The organism is Dyadobacter subterraneus, assembly GCF_015221875.1.
GTDB lineage: Bacteria > Bacteroidota > Bacteroidia > Cytophagales > Spirosomataceae > Dyadobacter > Dyadobacter subterraneus.
The window spans coordinates 219447-242111 of the sequence record NZ_JACYGY010000002.1 but is presented as its reverse complement, the minus strand read 5'-3'; the positions used below and the strand labels follow the sequence as shown (position 1 = coordinate 242111).

Sequence of the window (22665 nt, the reverse complement as noted above, 5' to 3'; positions counted from 1 at the left end):
CGAAATTTACCACCTCTTATCAGATGACATATAGTTTTAGCAAAGTTTTCCCCCCATTCCGGGCGGGAATGAAAATTAGTATCTGCACTTTTCTGGCCGTGTTTCTCTTTACTGCCAAAGCCTTTTCACAGGAAGATTTCAAACCCAAACTTGGATTAATTGACCGGGCATCGCTCGAAATGACAGCTTATCCGGAAGATAGTACCGCCGATGCCGTATTTCTTTATGATTATGGCAACGTCCAGTTTTCGTATGTGGACCAGATCGGTTTGGTGATGATTGCCAAATTTTGGGTCCGGATAAAAATCCTGAAAGAATCCGCATTGGACAGAGCCTCCGTTTCCATTCCGTATGGCGAGTCGGGGAGTTTCATAAAAGACGAAACGATTTCTGATATTGAAGGTTACACGTATAACCTTGTAGGGAACAAAATTGAAACGACAAATTTGACAAGGAAATCCATCATCAGAGAAAAGATTTCAAGCAAATATTACGGTTGTAAATTTAATCTTCAGAATGTTAGGAAGGGATCGGTTATCGAATATTCCTACACCAAAACAACACCGCTGAATTTTAAGGATAAACCCGATACATGGACTTTCCAGAGCACAATTCCAGCGAAATGGAGTGAATACAATATCACAATCCCCAACATGTTGTATTACAAGATCAATATGGCGGGTTACGTGCCGCTCTATATCAGTAAAAGAGAATCAGTGCCCATCAATATCGGTACATCACGATTAAATGGTGACGGGATGGCTTACCGTCTTGTCGTAAAAAATTCGCCTGCGTTTTCTAATGAATCGTTTATTACAACGCCGGGTGATTATGTTTCCAAAATCAGTTTTGAACTATCCAGCATTTCAATCCCGGGAGAAACGGTTAAAAATTATTCACAGGAATGGAAGGATGTCGACAGAACACTTTTGATGGATGGCGGCTTTGGCGGTCAGCTGAAAAAATTTGCTTTTATAAAAGAAATTAAGGCTGAAATCGTCAAGAAAAGTACTGATCCTACTGAAAAAATGAATCTGGCTTATGCCTATATTCAGCAAAATATCAAGTGGGACGGGAATGGAGGACTTGCTTCCAAAGATGGCGTTAAAAAAGCTTTTGAAAATAAAAAGGGGAATGTAAGTGATATCAACCTGATGCTTACAGGATTATTGAGAGAACTGGATATTGAAGCAGATCCACTGGTTTTAAGTACACGCTCTAATGGCCGGGTTTTTGAATCAATTCCGTTACTTGAAGGATTTGATTATGTAGTAAGTCATGTGAAAATCGGAGAGAAAACATTTTTACTGGATGCGACACAGCGGAATACAGTCCCAGGTGTTTTGCCTGAATTTGCTCTGGCCGGTATCGGGAGAATAGTGCCTGAAAAGAATGAAGGAAGTTTTATAAATCTGACACCGAAATTAATGCTGAGCCGACTTGAAAAGATCGAGGCTGATATTTCCCCAGTCGATGGTACTTTGAAAGGAAAATATTCCATTTCACTTGGTGGTTACGAAGCTTTGAGATGGCGCGATAAATATGTACTGGAACCTGAAAGTACCTATTCTGACCTGGTGAAAAAGCAAAATCCGGAATGGGAAATCGACAATTTCAAGGTTAACAATAAGAATGAAAGATTGTCGGAATCGGTTGAAATCAGTTACGATTTTGAAATTGACAGCGATGGAGGAAATCCGGAAACTTTTTATTTCAATCCAATGCTCACAGGAAGAATAAAAGAAAATCCTTTTAAAGCCCCAACTCGAATTTATCCGGTCGATTTTACGGCGGGCAGCAGTACCAGTTTTATGGGAAATTTCAAGATTCCGGACGGTTACTATATTGAAGAAATTCCAAAAGTCGAGATTATCACACTTCCTGAAAAGGCAGGTAAATTTGCATATCAGATTAAGCAGAACGAAAATATGATTTCTGTCAATAGTATAGTAATGCTAAACCGGCCAAGTTTTTCAGCGGAAGAATATGAGCTGCTCCGGGAATTCTATGACAGGATTGTGAAGAAACATGCACAGCCTCTTGTGCTTAAAAAGAAGAAATAATTGATACGCCATGACCTTAATAAAGATTTTAAATCCAGTTGGAAAAATTGTTTTTCTGTCGTTTTTACTGTTTGGAACTTTCCACTTGGCTTCTGCTCAATCGGACTTTAATGTTAATAAAATCAATCCTTTATTATTGACAGACGCCAATGCGGTAATCCGTTTAGAGGAAGATTATTTTGAAATTTTGTCTAAAAGCGAGGCAAAGCTTCATCACCGTTTTGCTGTGACAATACTTAATGAAAAAGGAGAAGACGAGCATAATCAGATGGTGGTCGGTTACGACAAATTCACAAAAATAACGGATATGGAAGGCGCCATTTATGACGCTTCCGGAAAACCACTGAAAAAACTGAAAGGTTCTGACATAAAAGATTATAGTTACGGGGCTGCGGGTGACGATATTTCAGATGCCCGATTTAAGCTGGTGGATTTTGGAAAAAAAAGTTATCCGTATCCTTACACGATTGAATTTAATTATGAGACCAGGGATAGAAATATGATGTTTTATCCCAAATGGATTCCGATAAATGCAAAGAAAAATGCTGTTGAAAAATCGAAATTCAAGATAAAGACGCCGGCAGGATTTGTATTCAGATATAAGGAATATAATGGTATACCGGTACTGAAAAAGTCCTCAGATACGGATGGGTTGCCGGTTTATGAATGGGTGTTGGAAAATAAGCCGGTTATTAAAACAGAATCTTATGCGTTGCCGGACAATGAGTTTTTGCCGATGGTTTTAACCGCACCTTCGGATTTTGAAATTCAGGAATATGCCGGAAATTTTAACCGGTGGGAAGACTTAAGTAAGTTTTACTATATCCTGAATAAGAACCGTGATGTTTTACCGGCTGCGACGGTTGCCGAGATTAAAAACGTTATAAAAGATTCGAAAACGGACAGGGAAAAGGTATTGGCACTTTACAAATGGATGCAGTCCAGAACACGTTATGTCAGCATTCAGCTTGGTATCGGAGGATGGCAGACAATTGATGCGACGACGGTTGCCAATAAAGGTTATGGTGATTGTAAGGCTCTGACAAATTTTATGGTTGCAACTTTGAAGCAGGCAGGAATTCCTTCCTACGCAGCTTTGGTACGTGCAGGCGAAGATGCGGAAATGAATCCGGATTTTCCAAGCAGCCAGTTTAATCATGTCATCGCGTGTATTCCTTTGCCAAAAGATACGATCTGGCTGGAGTGTACGAGCCAGACAACCGCGGCTAATTTTATGGGAACTTTTACCGGAAACCGGCAGGCACTTCTTGTCATGCCCGAAGGCGGAAAACTTGTTTCAACACATTACTATGATTCCGGCCAGAATCAAAGAAACCGTTTCACGAATGTAAAACTGGATGAAAACGGAAATGGTCACCTGCTGGTTCGTACGGAATATAAGGGCCTTCAGCAGGAATCACGGGAGCGTCTGTTTCATAATTACAGCCAGGAAGAACAGAAAAAATGGCTTCTGAATCATCTGGAACTGCCAAATCTGGAACTGGATAAATTTGAATATGCAAAGGGAAAAGAAGTAATTCCGGTTATTTCTGAAAATCTGGATTTGAAAGTAAAAAACTGTGCGACCAAAACGGGACCGCGTTTGTTTGTAAAACCAAACCTGCTGACAAGATCACTCGACTTGCCTTCCAATACATCAGAGCGCACCGGCGATTTCTATCTTCCATCATCCGAATATGATATTTCGGATTCTGATAGTTTGTCTTTTGAAATACCGGCTGGCTTAAAACCGGAAACAACGCTCCCGGCTTTTCAGATAGAATCGGTTTTCGGGTCTTTTGTTATCAAAACCGCTTTTGATAATAACAAGCTTATTTATTCAAGAAAAATGGTCATCAAAGGAGGCCGTTTTGCAGCAGCAGATTATCCGAAATGGATTGATTTTATCAAGAAAGTCAGAAAAGCTGACCGTGCACAGGTGGTATTTATTGAGACAAAAAGCTGAGTCTTGCAGTAATTTTTTACCAATATTGACATTTTCAAATTTTTGCAGTTGTTTCATGACTTATTAGGTATGAGGCAACTGCATTTATGTTAAAATCTGTGTATTATTGATTAATACTAGAAATGTTTCCGGCGAATCGGCAGATTACCTTTGTTAAAAATCAGAATTCTTAATTTTACCAAAATATATATTATGAACAAGGCATCATGGCAGGGTATATTTCCTGCACTCGTAACTCCGTTTAACGCTGACGACACAATCGATTTTGATCTGTTCGAAAAAAATCTTTCAGCTCAGGTTGAAGCTGGAATTACCGGTGTTATTGTTGCAGGATCGTTAGGAGAAGCAAGTACTTTGACAACCGAGGAGAAATTCGAATTGGTAAAGTATGCTAAGAAATCACTTCCTGCCGGAATGCCGGTTGTATTGTGTATTGCAGAACAATCCACTTTTGTAGCAGTAAGCATCGCCAAACAGGCAGAAGCAATCGGCGCAGACGGATTGATGGTTTTGCCTCCGATGCGTTATAAAGCGGATGATCATGAAACGGTTGTTTATTTTTCAACAATCGCACAGAATACTGCTTTGCCTTTGATGATCTACAACAATCCTGTTGATTATAAAATTGAAGTAACGCTGGATATGTTTGAGCAATTATCTGCTTATCCAAACATTCAGGCGATCAAGGAATCAACGCGTGATGTAAGTAATGTAACACGTATTTTTAACCGTTTCGGAGATCGTTTCAAGGTTTTCTGTGGTGTTGATACGTTGATCATGGAAGAAGTAATGCTGGGCGCTGACGGAGTTGTTGGTGGATTGGTTGATGCATTCCCAAAAGAAACTGTTGCGATTTTCAACCTTGTGAAAGCAGGCCAGTATAAAGAAGCACTTGCCGTTTACAGATGGTATCTTCCTCTTTTGGAACTTGATATTCATCCTAAACTGGTACAAAATATCAAACTTGCTGCTACACTTGCCGGAATCGGTTCTGAGTTTGTAAGAGCGCCAAGATTGGTTCTGGATGGTGCAGAAAGAGAAAAAGTTTTGGCGATTATTAATAAAGCAATTGAAACACAACCTGTGTTACCTGAGTATCTTAATCTGGTAGCGGATTCATCTCTGGTTTAGTATTTCTTATTCCAGGATTTTCGTTAGAAATTCGTTCAGTGTTCCTGATTTGATGAAAATTAGGAACGCTGAACGTAGCCAGATTTATTGATATCCAGTACTAAGCTATAAGAAGAGCTTCAAAGGGAGCTCGAAAGAAATCAAATTCTAAATGCTTAGCAAACAGGTAAAAGTTACAAAACAATGGATATCTCAAAAGAAGAATTAAACAAAATAGTTGAAAAAGCGCACGAAGCTTTTTTGATAAGCAAGAAATTTTCGATTCAGAAACGTGTCGCTTTTATGCGTGCCGTGGCTGATGAAATTGAAGCATTAGGTCCTGAATTAATCCAGACGGCTCAGAAGGAATCCAATTTGCCGGAGGCTCGTTTGACAGGAGAAAAAAGCAGAACAATATTCCAATGGCGCAGTTATGCTGATGCCGTTGAACGTGGCGATTCTCTTGACGCAAGTATTGATACAGTCAATGCAGAACGTACGCCTCCAAAACCTGATCTAAGAAAAACAGCAGTTCCATTAGGGCCTGTTGCTGTTTTTGGTGCAAGTAATTTTCCATTTGCATTTTCAACGGCGGGTGGTGATACGGCAAGTGCTATTGCTGCCGGTTGTCCGGTTATCGTGAAAGCGCATGAAGGTCACCCGATCACTTCGGGAATTATGGCAGATGCAATTTCCCGTGCAGCTGAAAAAAGCGGAATGCCGGAAGGTACTTTTGCACATGTTTACAGCTCAACATACGAAACTGGTCAGCAACTGGTAAGTCATCCGCTGATCAAAGCAGTTGGATTTACAGGTTCGTACCGTGGAGGAAAAGCTTTGGTAGATCTTGCCAATGAGCGCCCGGAACCAATTCCTGTTTTTGCAGAAATGGGCAGTGTAAATCCTTTGTATTTATTACCAAATAAATTGAGCACAGTTCCTCAGGAATTGGCAAAACAATATGCCGGTTCACTGACTTTAGGTGTTGGCCAATTTTGTACTAATCCGGGATTAGTAATCGGAATTGCTGGTGAAGAATTGAATCAGTTTATAGAAGAATTAAAAGGAGAAATTGTAAAAATTGCTCCGGGTGTAATGCTTAATAAAAAAATCGCGGCTGGATATTCTGAAAGTCGTGAAAAAGTAATCGGACAGTCGGGTGTTGAAGTTCTTGCAGTTTCTGAAACTGAGGCAGCAGAAGGACAGGGTATTCCAACAGTAGCAACCGTTGCGGGTGTTGAGTTATTGGTAAATCCGGCTTTGCTTCATGAAGTTTTTGGCCCCTTTGCATTAATCGTTCAATGTAAAGATGCGTCAGAAATGTTGGCGGTTACTGAGAAAATTGAAGGACAGCTGACGGTTTCTCTTTTTGCAACAAACCAAGATCTGGCTGCTCAGGAAGAAATTGTCTCCCTGTTGCAGACGAAATGCGGGAGGATTTTATTCAATAATTATCCAACGGGCGTTGAAGTAGTGAAATCAATGCATCACGGTGGACCATTTCCTTCTTCAAGCAACAGCGCATTCACTTCTGTCGGTGCTGATTCCATCAAGCGTTTTGTAAGACCATTAAGCTTCCAGAATTGGCCGGATGAATTTCTACCGGAAGAATTGCAAAATGCCAATCCGCTGAATATCTGGCGGACTGTTAATAATGAAAAAACAAAGAAGGCTGTCGGCGATCAGCTTTCGGCGGTCGGTTAACGTGTCCTTCATTAGCATTTCAAAGTGTTTAAATCTTGAAAGCCGACAGCTGATTGCCGACGGCCGAAAGCCAATAATATATGCGTAAAACTTTTTTCTGTATAGATGCCCACACCTGCGGCAATCCTGTGAGAGTGGTTGCCGGCGGCGGGCCGTTGCTGCAAGGCAATAGTATGATGGAGCGCAGACTTCATTTTTTGAGAGAATTTGACTGGATCAGAAAAGGTTTAATGTTTGAACCGCGCGGTCATGATATGATGAGCGGAAGTATTCTGTACCCGCCCGTTGATCCTGAAAATGATATCGGCGTTTTATATATTGAAACCAGCGGTTGTCTGCCCATGTGCGGACACGGAACAATTGGAACTGTTACTATTGCCATCGAAGAAGGATTGGTAACACCAAAAGTTCCTGGAAAACTGAGATTGGAAACACCAGCCGGACTTGTGCTTGTAGAATATGTACAGGAAGGGAAAAAAGTAAAATCAGTTAAACTGGTCAATATAAAATCCTTTTTAGCAGCTGAAAAATTAACGGTTGAATGCCCTGATCTGGGGACGTTGACGGTTGATGTTTCTTACGGTGGAAATTTCTACGCGATCGTTGATCCACAGGAAAATTTCGAAGGGCTGGAAAATTATACAGCGGATCAGCTGATCAGTTGGAGCCGTGTTTGCCGGAAACGTATGAATGAGCAGTATACTTTTGTTCATCCTGAAAACGAACATATCAACGGACTTAGCCATTTCTTATGGGCTGGCGCCGTCTTGGATCCAACGTCAACCGCAAGAAACGCTGTTTTCTATGGCGACAAAGCAATTGACAGGTCACCTTGCGGAACCGGAACTTCGGCGCGTATGGCGCAGTGGCATGCAAAAGGCAAATTGAAAAAAGGCGATAAATTCATTCACGAAAGTATCATCGGCTCCAAGTTTATCGGAACCGTTGAAGATGAAGTAACAATCGGCGATAAACCTGCTATCATTCCCGGTATTGAAGGTTGGGCGATGGTGACGGGGTATAACACGATTATCATCGATGATGACGATCCGTATGCTTATGGTTTTCAGGTAATTTGAGGAGGTTTTGGCTATTAGCTATTGGCTTTTAGCCTCATCGTCTTTTCTAAATTTGGTTGAATTAATTATAAAACTTAGTAAAATAATATTATAATTAATTCAATTGATACAACATTAAATTGTAAATTAAACCCGGTAGCCATAAGGCTAACAGCTTAAACGCTAACGGCTAATAAAATCATGGAATCAGTAGAAAAGGGAAAAGTTGTCATTATCGGAGGCGGTATTATGGGTTTGGCTTCTGCTTATTATTTGCTGAAAAGCGGATGGAAAGTAACGTTGCTGGATAAAGGTGATATGACAAATAATTGTTCTTTTGGCAACGCCGGGATGATTGTTCCAAGTCACTTTATTCCTCTGGCTGCGCCCGGAATGATTTCGAAAGGTATCAAATGGATGTTCGATAGTCACAGTCCGTTTTATGTAAAACCTTCGCTGGATTTTTCGCTGATTTCCTGGGGTTTGAAATTCATGAAAAGCGCTACGGCAAGTCATGTAGAGCATTCAGCTCCTTTTCTTCGTGATTATCATTTGTTGAGCCGTCAGCTTTACAGAGATCTTGCAAAGGAACCTGGTTTTAATTTTGGTCTTGAAACAAAAGGGATTCTGATGCTTTACAAAACAGAAAAAGCAGGAGAAGAAGAAATCCATGTAGGCCGTGATGCACAAAAATTAGGTTTAAATGTTGATGTATTAAACAAGGAACAAGTTCAGGCTTTGGAGCCAAATGCAAATCTGGATGTGATCGGAGCGGTTCATTATCGTTGTGATGCGCATTTATATCCAAACGCGCTGATTCCTCAGTTGATGGAATATGTTACAAAAAATGGCGGCGAAATAAAAACAAACAGTGAGGTTACCGGTTTTAATATCAAAGGGGGTGAAATAAAATCAGTACAAACGAAAGCCGGAAATTTCGAAGGAGATCTGGTTGTAATGACAGGCGGAACCTGGCTTCCACAACTTTCAAAATTGGCAGGATTAACGATTCCAGTCATGCCGGGAAAAGGTTATTCATTTATGGAATCCAATTCCGAACATGAAATCATTCATCCATCTTTATTGATCGAAGCAAGAGTTGCCGTAACGCCTATGAACGGAAAAGTTCGTTTTGGCGGAACGATGGAAATTGCGCCGGTGAATGACAAAGTGAATATGAATCGTGTGGAAGGTATTGTCAATTCAATTCCTGAATATTATTCGGATCTGAAAACAGAATTGCCGGAAGTAAAAGATATCTGGTATGGTTTCCGCCCTTGTTCTCCGGATGGATTACCTTATCTTGGTTATAGTAAAAAATTGAAAAATCTGATCGTTGCCGGCGGGCATGGAATGATGGGCATAAGTCTGGGCCCTGCAACCGGAAAAGTGGTAGCAGAGCTGGCAGACAGAAAATCGACTTCCATCAAGATTTCGGTTTACGATCCACAGCGATATAATTAGCAGCTGATTTTAGTATTTCAAAGGCGGGTGTTTTTCAAAAAAATACCCGCCTTTTTAGTTTCAATTCATTGAAGAAGATTTACTTTTTTAGAATTATATTCCTGACTATTAAATTGTTACAATGAAACACCTCGACGTTCAAAGACTCACTTCTTGTTATTGTCTTCTTTTTAGTTTTCTTTTTTGTTTGGGAAAAATTGAAAATGTAACTGCCCAAACTTCCGACAAATTCAATCTGTACAGTCAAACCAGCGAAACAGCCGGACTTGTCATTCAATACGAACAGGATCTGATTGCGATCCGGGATTTTTATTCTCCGGTGATTCAGGGACGCGGCGGTTATGCCAGTTACAGTCGCAACCAACCTTTAAATTCCCCGGAACAGCGTAAAAGAGGTATTGAAATTGATAACAATTATCTGGATCAGCTTAGTAAGCTGGACTTTAACGCCATGAGTGTTTATGGAAAAGTGGATTATATATTGTTGAAAAGAAATATTGACGATCATTTAAGAGATCTGGCGATTGAAGAAAAACAATACGGACAAATCACGAAATTTATTCCGTTTGCTGATAAGTTATATCAGCTTGAAAAAAGCAGGAGAAGAGGTGCAACTGTGAATGGACAGGAAGTTGCCGGTATGTTGAATTCAGTAAATAAGGAAATAAAAACGGCCTCAGAAAATCTGAAAAAAGTTGAATTTCTGGATATGCCCCTGGCTTCTTTTAGTGAGCAGGCGGTGAAAGGTCTTCAGGCAAGGTTGAAAGGAGTAAATGATTTTTATCAGGGTTATGATCCCCTGTATTCCTGGTGGGTTCCCGAGCCTTATGAAACATTGGACAGTGCCTTAATGGCTTATGCCAAATTACTAAAAAGCAAAGGAAAATTAACAACCTCCCAAAAAGATGACGGCAGCGGAATCACCGGCGTGCCGATTGGAAGGGAAGAATTGATCCGACAACTTCAGGTTGAAATGATCAACTACACACCGGAAGATTTAATCGAAATAGCAAATAAGGAATTTGCCTGGTGCGACAAAGAATTACTAAAAGCTTCCCAGGAAATGGGTTTTAAGGACGATTGGAAAAGTGCCCAGGAAAAAGTAAAAAACAGCTATGTGCCTGCCGGAACCCAACCGGAATTAATTCTGAAACTTTATAACGATGCCCAAAGATTCATCAAAGAGTATGATCTTATGGATATTCCTCCAATCGCCGACGAAACCTGGGGAATGATCATGATGACGCCGCAGCGGCAATTGGTAAATCCGTTCTTTACAGGAGGAAGGGAAATCAGCATTTCGTATCCAACAAGTACCATGTCGCATGAGGATAAGCTGATGAGTATGCGGGGCAATAATCCTTATTTTTCAAGAGGAACCGTCCAGCATGAACTTGTTCCAGGGCATCATTTGCAGTATTATATGAGTAGCCGCTACAAGCCTTATCGTGAAAGTTTCAGAACTCCGTTTTATACAGAAGGCTGGGCGCTTTACTGGGAATTGTTGCTTTATGATAAAGGATTTGCAAAAACGCCTGAAGAAAGAATTGGAATGTTGTTTTGGCGGATGCATCGTTGTGCCCGGATTATTTTTTCGCTCAACTATCATTTAGGCAAATGGACACCGCAGCAATGTATCAATTTTCTGGTCGATCGGGTGGGGCATGAGAAGGCAAATGCCGAAGGCGAGGTCAGAAGATCCTTCGAAGGCGGTTATAGCCCTCTTTATCAGGTAGCTTATCTTTTAGGCGGTTTACAGATTTGGAGCTTAAAGAATGAATTAGTGGATAATGGCAAGATGACCTATGAAAAATTCCATGATTTAATGATGAAGGAAAACAATATTCCGGTAGAGATGCTAAGAGCAACTTTGATAAATCAGCCGCTTAGTCGCGATTTTAAAACGAAATGGAAATTTTATAGTTCTAAATAATATTGTAGCTTCGGGAAACAAAACCTAGCCTGAGTAAATCCAAACCTTTTATGTCACAAGAAAGTACGTCAGAAACTACTTCGTTTAAACCTACCCTTGGCCTTGTAGATGCCACCATGCTCGTCGCCGGAAGTATGATCGGTTCCGGGATTTTTATAGTAAGCGCAGATATCACCCGTAATACAGGAAGTGTTGGCTGGCTGATGTTCGTGTGGCTTATCACAGGTTTCATGACCCTTACCGCTGCACTAAGTTACGGCGAATTAAGCGCGATGTTTCCAAAAGCTGGTGGACAATATGTCTACCTGAAAGAAGCCTACAATCCATTGATCAGTTTTCTTTACGGATGGAGTTTTTTTACCGTAATTCAAACAGCAACAATTGCTGCGGTTGCGGTAGCTTTTGCAAAATTCACAGCATACCTGTTGCCAGTTTTCAGTGAAGATCTGGTAGCGATTGACCTGGGATTTATGCAGATAACGCCTGCGCAGTTGCTTTCGATTGTCGTCATTGTGCTGCTGACGTTTATTAATACACGTGGTGTAAACAGCGGCAAAATTATCCAGACAACCTTCACTTTGGCGAAACTTTTAAGTCTTTTAGGACTGATTGTTTTCGGTCTGCTTTTCATGAAACCTGAGATCTGGCATATCAACTGGGATTCGGCTACGATGTGGGATTTGCATAAACTGAATCTTGACGGAAGTATAGAATCTTACACAACTTTTGCCGCTTTCGGAGCTATTGCCGCATCTATGGTTGGATCCATTTTTAGCAGTGATTCCTGGAATAATGTAACTTTTATAGCGGGAGAAATTAAAAACCCGCAGCGTAATATTGGATTAAGTCTTGCATTGGGCACGATCATCGTGACCGTAATTTATGTAATGACAAACGTCATGTATACCGGCGTTTTGTCGCTTCCCGAAATCGCGTCAGCCGATAAAGATCGTGTTGCCGTTGCCGCGTCTCATGTTATTTTCGGAAATTCAGGAACAATCATTATTGCCATTATGATCATGGTTTCCACTTTTGGATGTAATAATGGTTTAATTATGTCTGGAGCCCGTGTTTACTATTCCATGGCAAAAGATGGTTTGTTTTTCAAAAAAGTAGGAGAGCTGAACAAAAACTCAGTTCCGGAATTTGGCTTGTGGATACAATGTGTGATTGCCTGTCTTTGGAGTTTAAGCGGGAAATATGGTAACCTTCTGGATATGATTTCCTTCGTGGTGGTTGTTTTCTACATGTTAACCATCATTGGCATTTTCATACTTCGTAAAAAGATGCCCAATGCTGACAGACCTTACAAAGCATTTGGTTATCCATTTTTGCCAATTGTTTATATCGTGATGGGTGTGGCATTTTGTGTGTTGCTTATCATCTTCAAGCCTGAATATACCTGGCCGGGATTGATCATAGTTTTACTGGGAATTCCGGTTTATTATCTGATCGCTAAAAAAGAAATTGTTTCCTAAATCTTAACTATAAAAAAACAAACGAATTCATGAAAAGAATTTTTTATCCCATGCTGATGCTTTTTCCGGGGGCATTATTTGCTCAGGAAATTGATATGGATGCCATGGCGAAAATCCGTAAAGAAGGTCTGGATAATTCAAAAGTTAAAGAAATTGCCCATCAATTAACCGATGTTTCAGGTCCGAGACTTACCAATTCACCAGGGTTTCAACGCGCCGCCGAATGGTCGGTTGGTGAAATGAAAAAATGGGGTTTGACCAATTCACGAATTGAAGAATGGGGGGAATTTGGAAAAGGCTGGCAGGTCGAAAAAAGCTATCTGGCGATGACCAAGCCTTACTATATGCCTTTTATCGGTATTCCAAAAGCATGGACTTCCGGCACAGGCGGTCCGATCAAAGGAGAAGTTGTCGTTGTTAATATTCAAAATGAAGAGGATCTTAAAAAATACGCAGATGGAAAGTTGAGCGGCAAAATTGTGTTGATGAAAAGCACCGTTGACACTGATCCGACTTTCAAACCGGATGCTGTTCGTTACACGACCGAGGATCTTGATAAAATGACAAATTCCCAGCCTTTTGGCCAGGGCAACTTTACACCGGAACAAGCGGAGAAAATGCGTACAATGCGTTCTTTCAGAACTAAGGTGGACAGCACGTTGAAAACGCAGAAAATTAAACTGGAATTAGCCGCGAGAAGTGGAAAACACGGCACTTTTTATACCAGTAACGGTGCTTCTTATTTAGGTAAATCTCCACTAGCCGGGCCGTCTTTCGAAATGTCTCCGGAACATGCAGGATTAATTACCCGTTTGGTTGAAGATGGAGTTCCTGTTACGCTGGAAGCTGAATCGGCTACAACTTTTTATGATAAAAAACTGACAACAGGTAATGTTATAGCAGAAATTGCCGGAACAGATCCAAAGTTAAAAGATGAAGTTGTAATGCTTGGCGGTCACCTTGATTCCTGGCACAGTGGAACGGGTGCGACTGATAATGCAGCAGGCTGTACTGTGATGATGGAAGCAATGCGTATCTTGAAAGCATCAGGTTTAAAACCAAAAAGAACCATCAGAATCGCGCTTTGGTCTGGTGAAGAGCAGGGATTGCACGGTTCAAGAAATTATGTAAAAAATACGTTTGGAGATCCGCAAACAATGAAACTGACTCCGGCGCACGAAAAATTGTCAGCCTATTATAATATTGATAACGGTACCGGCCGTATCCGTGGAATTTATTTGCAAGGAAACGAAGGCCCGCGTGCTACTTTTGAAAAATGGCTGAATTCATTCTCTGATATTATCGATCATCCAACCGTTACATCTAGAAATACAGGTGGAACCGATCACCAGAGTTTTGATGCTGTTGGACTTCCTGGCTTCCAATTTATTCAGGATGGTATCGAATATGGAACGCGTACGCACCATTCCAATGCAGATACCTACGAGCGTTTGGTGATGGATGATTTGAAACAAATGGCTATTGTCGTTGCTGCTTTTGTATATAACACTGCACAAATGGATCAGAAAATTCCTAGAAAAGAATTACCAAAAGCAAGAGGAGAGCAAGGCGCAAGAAGATAGATTTTTTCTTAGTGATACGTTAAATAATTGGCTAAAATACCTGAGGGTGTTTTAGCCTTTTTGTCTAATATAGCCGTATTGGCGAAAACAATAAAACTATCTTTTGCTCTTGAAACTGCAACATTCAGCATATTGGGTTTATTATCCCGATCAAAAAACATTGTCCCGGAATCACCTTTCCCATAAACCATCGAAAATAAAACAAGCGACCTTTCTGCACCTTGAAGCGCATGAACCGTACCTATTTTGAAAATACGGGTGTCGAAACCTGCTTTTTTTAAAGCATATTTCAAACTGTTTTTCTGTCCTGAAAATGGAGTGATAATGCCCACAACATCTTCTGTTTTTCCATAAAACATTTCAATTTGTTCTCTGTTTACGAGCAGCCAGTTTACGATTGCTTCAACTTCATAAAGGTTTGTCCGACTTGAATTCGTAACAGTTGAATTGCCGTTCACATGGATACAGTACATGGGTGGAAACGGATTGGTCTTCTTCGCCTTCCCTTTCAGCGGTTTCAATTGTCCGCTGTATGCTAAAACGTTGCAATAGTTGATGATTTCATCATAACAACGACGATGTTCGACGAGAATCACACCTTTTTCATCCAAACCTTTTTCTTTGTATTTGCAGGCATTTTGCGCCATTTTCATGATACTTCCGGTCGATGCTAAAAATCCTTTTGGATCAAAAGATTTCTCAAAAACAGGATCATTGTATCTTTAATTAGCCCGCCTTTTTTCAGATTTCCTACGTCAATTTTATTTGTAATATTCCAAACCGGCTCAATCTGTTTTACATCACCAACAACAACCGCTTGTTTGGCAAGTGAAAAAGTGGCTGCACCAACTTCCGGCGAAACCTGGCCTGCTTCATCCACAATCAGTAAATCGATAAAATTAAAAAGAGGTGGATTATCAAAAATATTTTTCCCGTCTTCACTTTTCTTCAAAAATTTGAAAGAGCTGAAAAACTTGGGTGACATATAAAATGTGCTTACAAAACAAGGTGTCAGCATAGCCTGACGCATCCAGCGGTTTTTTACGGCGTCAATTCCCTTTTTATCAAAATTCGGATCTTTCAAATCGGTATCGATTTTTGACAGCCACCGTGCTTCCCAATAATGCAGACTAAGTTGAAACGCCTTATGCCTGAGCGTTACATCCAGTTCGTCATAGAAACAATTTGGTTTCGATTTTTCCTTATCACCTTCCTTTGCGCCATCGATTTTCAGGTATTCAAATTCCCAGTATTCTTCCTCTGTTCTCGGTGGATTTCCTTGAATGAAATTTTTATTTTTCCAGCTTTTCCATTCAATGACGGTTTTACTTATCGCCTTCGCAATTTTAATTTTGTCGTTGATAATATCCAGTATCGCACTTTTTGTAAATTGAAAATTTGCCTTTTCGGCGATTAGCGAATCTCTTAAAAGAATCCGGATTTCAGCTGCTCTGTTTTTCAAAGCAGTTTTTACACCAAGTGAACAAAATACTTTTCGAAAAAAGGATTCATTTTGAAAATATTGAATGATCCGTTCTTCTAAAATCGTCAAACTGGATATGTCTTTACTTAAAACTTTTTCATCAATAATCTCATTGGAATAATATGTTGTTTTTGTCAAAAACTGATCGCCGACATAAGCGGACAAAATGCTTTCAACATTAAGATACTCTTTCCATTTTGTAGAAGCATCTTTAAGTAAGTTCTGAATATCAATGATTTCACTTCGAAGTTTTTTTGTAATATCTTCTATACTTAAATGTGAAGAATTGAAATAGACGGTACTTTTTTGAAGAAAATATTCTGTTGCCTTTTCCAGATATTCCTTATTTTCAACTTTGCTGAAAAGTCCGTTTCCGTTCTGCTTTTTGTAATTTATTCCTTTAAGTTCCGTCTCAGATTTTCCATTTGAAGGTAAATAAGTAGCATAACCTTCCAATTCAGGAAGCCATCTTCCTTCCAGTTTCCCAGGTTTTGTAGTTGATTTTGAAAAGCTGTCAATAATGTTGGTAACAGCCTGGTTGTTGGTTGAACAAGCCAAAATTACCGGTGGATTCTCACCGGTAATGGCACTTTCGACGATTTTATTGGCGACTATACTTTGTAACAATGTCGTTTTTCCTGTTCCGGGAGGACCGTTAACGGCAAAAACTTTATCGTTGCCATGCAAAAATGTATACAAACCTTTTCGCTGAGAAATTGACAGGGGGAAATCAAATCCCATTTGCCCCAGATGTAAAAAATTTGCATCCATCAAGTCAGAAACCGGAAGCGGCTGGCTTGCTATGCTATTTTCCAGATTAATAAATTCTGACAGCAATGGCGGAATAGTAGTTTCGGCTGCAATCTTTTCATAAAGCTGGATTATTCCGGTAGCCGCATTGATGTCCTCATCCGGTATTAAAATAATTCCATTATGAACCGTTTTGTATCCATCCGTTGTGTAAGTGCTGATATTTTGTTCAACAACTTCTTTAAAAACGGTTTTAATATAAATGAGGTAGTCTTTAAAAAACTTGTATTTCTCTTTTCCGATTGATGTGGCCTTATCCACTTTGTCAACTGTACTGAAAATGAACTCTGTTCTTTCATCAGCCAGTGGTTCAAGATATTTTCTTTGAAAAACCGGGAATAATTCTTCCGGGACTGACAGAAAACCTTGTCTGTTTATCTTGGCATAATACCAAAATGGGAACTTCGTTTTTTTGTCCTTGAGGAAACTCAGATGTTCTGGTAGTGGAGTGATTTTTATTGGCGCTATCAGGATTTGAATGGTTTCCAGTATTTCCCATTTTGGATTTTCCTTATCTGTAATGCCTTTTTTCTTATTAATTCGTTCTTCTTCAAAGTCGATAAGTTTGTTAATATCTTCTGTTGATTCAACGATTTGAGAATCCATTTCGACATTTTCTATTTCAAAATGTTTCAGTTTTTCAATGTCAATATCTGCCTTTAAAGAATCACTCAAACTCTTCTTCCAATAATTAATCCACTTTTTTTGCTCCATTTTTTCCAATTTCTAATGTGTGTAACTTGCCTAAAAAGCGGCAAATATTGAAAAATACATCTTTTTCAAATCGCCTGAATTCCCAACCCCACCATCACCAAAACAACAATCCATCCAATGATTTGTAAAAAATATGGATGTTTGTAAAGTCCCATAATTTTTGATTTTGTACTTGCTACCAAAAGAATAGCCAATGCTATTGGTAAAACAAAACCATTTAGAGTTCCTACAAAAATCAATACTTTCACTGGTTTGCCAACGAATAGAAAAACGGTGGTAGAAATCAGGATAAAAACGATGGTTAAGTATGTGTGATATTTTTCCAGTAAAGGATGAAAAGATCTCAGGAAAGATATCGAAGTGTAAGCTGCTCCAACCACGGAAGTTATTGCCGCAGACCAGATCATCAATCCAAACATTTGTTTTCCAAGTTGTCCGGCAGCATTTTCAAAAACGGAAGCAGTGGGATTATCCGGATTGATTTGTGCTCCTGTTAAAATAATCCCCAGCGTTGCCAGAAATAAAAAGTACCGAATCAAAGCCGTAAGTAAAATCCCCGTTGCGGCTCCGCGATTGACTTGTGCTAATGCTTCTTTACCTTTAATTCCGGAATCTAAAAGTCGGTGTGCTCCGGCGAAAGAAATATAACCGCCAACTGTTCCTCCAACCAAAGTCAGCGTCGAAATCGGGTCGAATTTTTCTGGTAAAAAAGTATGATGAATAGCTTCTAAAAATGGGGGATGGGAAGTGAAAGCGACGTAAAGAATTAGTCCGATCATTACTAATCCGAGAATTTTAGAAAAGGTATCCATCGCTTTTCCGGCTTCCTTGAATAGAAAAATTCCTATTGCCATCGCAGCACTTACTAATGCGCCGGTTTCTACCGGAACGCCCGTCATAGCCTGGATTCCCAATCCTGCACCTGCCACATTTCCAATATTAAAAGCTAGTCCTCCGATGACGATCAGAAAAGCTAAGAGATAGCCAAGTCCGGGGAAGAGTTCGTTAGCAAGATCCTGCGCATGTTTTCCGGAAACGGTAACAATCTGCCAGATATTAAACTGGACACAAAGGTCAATAATGACTGAAATCAGAATTATAAAACCGAAACTGGTGGCCAGCTGCTCAGTGAAAACCGTGGTCTGGGTAAGGAAACCTGGCCCGACTGCGGAAGTTGCCATTAAAAAAGCTGCACCTAAAAGTGCTTTGGAGGATTTGTTCGAAGCCATTTATTTTTGTGTTACAAGGAGTGAAAAGGGAGATTACACAGAGTGCCACAGAGAAAAAAGAGATACACAGAGGTTTGTTTTGAGATAAAGAAAAAACTCTGTGCACCTCTCTTAATTCTGTGGTTCTCTGTGTCATCTAAACCGACGCACCGTATCCGCCGCCGCCGGGGGTTTCGATTGTTAAAATATCGCCTGTCTGAACTTCCAGACTGCATATTCCGGGCAGTTTTGTGGTAATATGATTTTTTGTAGTTAATGTGTGCTGACCCGTTTTTCCGTCTTCACCACCATGCAATCCATAAGGTGCGTAATTCCGATGTTGACCGAGAATTGTTACCTGCAATGGTTCAAGGAATTCTACCTTTCTAATAATACCATCACCGCCACTAAATTTCCCGTCGCCTCCTGAATTTTTACGTATGCCGAATTCAAGTAAACGCACAGGATATTTTCTTTCCAATTGCTCCGGATCCGTAATTCGGGTATTGGTCATATGCTGATGCACTGCGGCTCTTCCATTAAACCCTTTTCCCGCTCCAACTCCGCCGCCAATTGTTTCATAATATCCGAAGTCCTGGTTTCCAAACAGAAAATTATTCATGGTTCCCTGACTGCACGCAGCGAGTTCAAATGCTTTCAATATAGTATCCACCAGCCGTTGACTGACGTCTGTATTTCCTCCAACGACAGCAGGACATTTTAACGGATCATCAGAAAAATCAGGATGAAGAAAACTGTTATCAGGCAGAATTATTTCTACCTTTTTCATCAATCCATCATTCAGCGGTACCTCCTTGTTTATGAGTAATCTCAAAACGTAAAGAATGGCGCTGTGTAAAATGGAAATGTTAGCATTTAAATTATTGGGATGAACTGACGATGTGCCAGTGAAATCAAAAACCTGTTTTTCTTTTGAAATTGAAATAGAAACCTGAATCCGATGGTCATCATCGAGGAATTCTGTTGCTTCAAATTTCTTTCCTTCCAAAGGTTTCAATGCAATTTCCAGTTGCAGAATTGCACTTGCTTTCAGCAGGCCCATGTATTTTTTAACCGTACTGATTCCGTGGATTTCAACCAGTTTTAACAACTGCTGACTTCCTTTTCTTAGTGCAGACAAAGCTGCAATAATATCGGCTTCATTTGACAAAAAATTTCGCGTCGGATAAGTACAATTAGTGAAAAGCTCACGAATTGCTTCCCATTGAAATTCGCCATTTTTAACTAAATATTGAGGTAGGATCACTACTCCTTCTTCCGCCAGACAAGTGGCATCCGGCGGCATAGAACCTGGTGTTTTTCCGCCAATTTCAGCATGGTGCGCCCGGTTAATTACATATCCAAGACATTCATCTGAATCGGTAAAAACACCAGCTATTAACGTTATATCCGGCAGATGCGAGCCGCCATATTTAGGATGATTAGTAATAATTACATCGCCCGGCCCGATATGAATTGCCTCGCGAACCAACCTTCCGCAAATTCCCATACTTCCCAAATGCACCGGAATATGTTGTGCATTTACAAGCAATTCTCCCTCTGCATCCAAAAGCGCACAGGAAAAGTCCAGTCGTTCTTTTACATTAACAGAAAAAGCCGTGCGTTGAAGCTGAACGCCCATTTCATCGGCAATGGCTTTAAACCGGTTGGTAAAAAGTTGTAATGAAACTTCTTCACTATGATCTTCCGATACTGTTTTCTGACTTTCTGTTTTAAAAACAACAGCATCTTTATTTTCCTGAATAACCAATTTCCAGCCTTTGGGAATATATGCTGTTGAAGTATTATTCAACAAAATAGAAGGCCCAGGAATTTCATGACCGGTCTCCAAAACATCCCATTCATACAAATCAGCAGTAATGGAGTTTTCTTCATTGGTTGAATTGAAAATTGATCTAACCTCTCGTAGCGGCTCTACTGACAAGCCATCTTTTTTTACTACGATGGAGGAAGAATTTGCAGTCTTTTCCTGAACTTTCAATCGAATACTTTCTATTTCAATAATAGCGTTTTCAGGATAATAACCAAATTGCAAAGTATATGCATTTTTAAATTTTTCAATGATCTGATCGCCTTCGATTGGAACTTCAATTGTATTTTCCTGTCCAGCAAAACGTAAGAAAACTGAGCAAAACGCAATTTCAAAATCTTTTACGCCTTGTTTGTTTAGTTCAATGGAAGCATTTTTCAATAAATCATTTTTCCAGATCTCAATTTGTGACTCCGCTTTTGTCCAGGCAAGCAAAACCTGTTTTGAAACAATCGTACTGATCAACGCTTCTCCAATACCAACGGCACTGAAAAGTCCGGCGTCATAAGGAATAATGACGCTTTGGATTTCTAATAAATCTGCCAGTTGACAACTGTGCAAACCTCCGGCGCCTCCAAAAGTTATTAAAGCATAATCAGATGGATTTATTCCTTTTTCAACCGAAATTTTTCGAATCGCATCTGCCATTTTTTCATTGGCAATTTTTTCAAGTCCAATCAGTATTTCATGAGCTGAAAGCGAATTTCCATTTTTGTCAAAAATACTTTTTTGTAGTTTTTCCAATGCTTCGATGGCAGCTTCCGGCCGAATTGGAATTCCGAATTTTGCTGCGTCCATCTTTCCCAACAGCAGATTTACATCCGTAATTGTCAATGGCCCACCTGCGCCATAACATGCAGGACCTGGTGATGCACCTGCACTTTCAGGGCCGACCTGCAATGTGAAACCATCAAACCAACAGACAGAACCTCCGCCGGCTGCAACGGTTTCTATGGCCAAAGTTGGATTGTGAAATTCGATTCCGTCTATTTCCGTAATGTATTTCAGTTCAGGTTCGCCGTCAATTCTGGCCACATCCGTACTGGTGCCACCCATGTCAAAGGTTAATACTTTGGCAAAACCCAGACGCTTTGCAGCGTTCGTAGCTGCCACCATTCCGCCAGCCGGTCCGCTCAATAAACTGTCTTTTGCTTTAAAACCATTTAGCTCGGATAAACTTCCGGTGCTGGTCATGATTTTCAGACTGCCATCATGCAGCGCATTTATAATATTATTTAGATATTGGTCTAAAACCGGATCCAGATAGGCATTAACGACAGCGGTTTGGGTCCTTCTCAGATAATGCGAAAAAGGGAAAAGCTGGGATGAGGCAGAAACATATTTAGAGCCGTTTTGTTTAAAAGCGGATGCTATGGCAGTTTCATGCTGATCATTTTGGTATGAATGCAATAGAGAAATAGCGATAGAGTCAAAATGGATTCCAGGAAAAAGACTGAAATCTGTGCTTTCCAGTTCTTTGATAATGTTACCGTCTGCATCAAGTCGCTCATGAAGTTCGATGACATCATGATATAACAATTTTGGCTCAGGAATGTTTAGTTGGAAAAGTGAAGGTCGCTGCTGGTTGCCAATATAAAGTAAATCTTTAAATCCTTTTGTGACAACCAGTAAGGTTTTTGCGCCTTTTCTTTCCAGTAATGCGTTCGTTCCTTTGGTTGTCCCGAGTCGCATTTCAAGTGCTGGAAGCGGATTTTTTAAAGGTGTTTTGGTTAATAATCTTGCAGCTAAAATCGGTGCTTCTTCTCCGCTGAATAATTCGAAATCCAGATTTGTAATTTCAGAAATATCCCTGTCAAGCGTTAATAAACCTTTTTCGTGATCCAGGGAAACCAGAAAAGCGGCGGTCTCGTTACCTGGAATTTTTATTTGGTATCCAACCAATAAATCGTCATCATATTTCCAGGGTGATTCAAACGCATAAGTAGAAGGCTCCGTTTTACGAATAATTCTTCCCCGTAAACGTGCAGAGCTGAGAACTTTTATTCTGGTGATTATGCCATCCGGACTTGTCGCAAGACAATCTGTAAAAGTGCCGCCGGTATCAATACTGATTTTCCAGATCGGGTTTGTTAGCTTATTCAAAATAGTAGGTTTAGCGCGAAATATTCAATTACCAAATTACATCGTATTTTCTGTAAAACCACAGGATGAAGAATTTGACGAATAATTATTCAAAGATTGAATAAACTAAGCCGTTTTTCGTAGGCTTTTATTTAAGAAGGTTGATGAAATTTGCAGC

General features: G+C 40.1%; 13 protein-coding genes. 9 read left to right on the top strand and 4 right to left on the bottom strand.

Translation table 11 applies throughout. The features are described from left to right. Positions 1–68 precede the first annotated feature (68 nt). The 9 genes from IEE83_RS26275 to IEE83_RS26235 all read left to right on the top strand — a co-directional run bounded on the left by IEE83_RS26275 (position 69) and on the right by IEE83_RS26235 (position 14359). Positions 69–2063, top strand: coding sequence for a transglutaminase family protein (locus IEE83_RS26275; RefSeq protein ID WP_194123730.1), 1995 nt, complete (start codon positions 69–71; stop codon positions 2061–2063). 10 nt (positions 2064–2073) lie between these two features. Beyond that, on the top strand, positions 2074–4029 hold the full coding sequence (locus IEE83_RS26270) for a DUF3857 domain-containing transglutaminase family protein (RefSeq protein ID WP_194123729.1): 1956 nt from the start codon (positions 2074–2076) through the stop codon (positions 4027–4029). A gap of 192 nt (positions 4030–4221) precedes the next feature. Further along, positions 4222–5160: a dihydrodipicolinate synthase family protein gene (locus IEE83_RS26265; RefSeq protein WP_194123728.1), complete on the top strand. Its 939-nt coding sequence runs from the start codon at positions 4222–4224 to the stop codon at positions 5158–5160. A 183-nt stretch (positions 5161–5343) separates the two neighbouring features. Beyond that, positions 5344–6843, top strand: coding sequence for an aldehyde dehydrogenase (NADP(+)) (locus tag IEE83_RS26260; protein ID WP_228102085.1), 1500 nt, complete (start codon positions 5344–5346; stop codon positions 6841–6843). Positions 6844–6923: 80 nt separating this feature from the next. Next, complete coding sequence (locus IEE83_RS26255; RefSeq protein WP_194123727.1) at positions 6924–7922, top strand: 4-hydroxyproline epimerase; 999 nt, start codon at positions 6924–6926, stop codon at positions 7920–7922. Between the two features lie 180 nt (positions 7923–8102). Next, complete coding sequence (locus tag IEE83_RS26250) at positions 8103–9365, top strand: NAD(P)/FAD-dependent oxidoreductase (RefSeq protein ID WP_194123726.1); 1263 nt, start codon at positions 8103–8105, stop codon at positions 9363–9365. Positions 9366–9486: 121 nt separating this feature from the next. Further along, positions 9487–11298: a DUF885 family protein gene (locus IEE83_RS26245; protein ID WP_194123725.1), complete on the top strand. Its 1812-nt coding sequence runs from the start codon at positions 9487–9489 to the stop codon at positions 11296–11298. A 50-nt stretch (positions 11299–11348) separates the two neighbouring features. Then, positions 11349–12776, top strand: coding sequence for an APC family permease (locus IEE83_RS26240; RefSeq protein ID WP_194123724.1), 1428 nt, complete (start codon positions 11349–11351; stop codon positions 12774–12776). A gap of 29 nt (positions 12777–12805) precedes the next feature. Beyond that, positions 12806–14359 (top strand): M20/M25/M40 family metallo-hydrolase, encoded by a 1554-nt coding sequence (locus tag IEE83_RS26235; protein ID WP_194123723.1) that lies wholly within the window; start codon positions 12806–12808, stop codon positions 14357–14359. Positions 14360–14367: 8 nt separating this feature from the next. Here the strand turns inward: IEE83_RS26235 and IEE83_RS26230 are convergent, their stop codons facing one another. The 4 genes from IEE83_RS26230 to IEE83_RS26215 form a co-directional block, all read right to left on the bottom strand. Further along, positions 14368–15012, bottom strand: a complete 645-nt coding sequence (locus IEE83_RS26230) for a DEAD/DEAH box helicase (RefSeq protein ID WP_194123722.1) — start codon at positions 15010–15012, stop codon at positions 14368–14370. 17 nt (positions 15013–15029) lie between these two features. Further along, a complete protein-coding gene (locus IEE83_RS26225) occupies positions 15030–17366 on the bottom strand; it encodes an AAA domain-containing protein (RefSeq protein WP_194123721.1) in 2337 nt (778 codons plus the stop codon). A 65-nt stretch (positions 17367–17431) separates the two neighbouring features. Next, positions 17432–18595 (bottom strand): NRAMP family divalent metal transporter, encoded by a 1164-nt coding sequence (locus IEE83_RS26220; protein WP_194123720.1) that lies wholly within the window; start codon positions 18593–18595, stop codon positions 17432–17434. A gap of 136 nt (positions 18596–18731) precedes the next feature. Beyond that, entirely contained in the window at positions 18732–22508 is a 3777-nt protein-coding gene (locus IEE83_RS26215; RefSeq protein ID WP_228102084.1) for a hydantoinase B/oxoprolinase family protein, read from the bottom strand. Positions 22509–22665 lie beyond the last annotated feature (157 nt).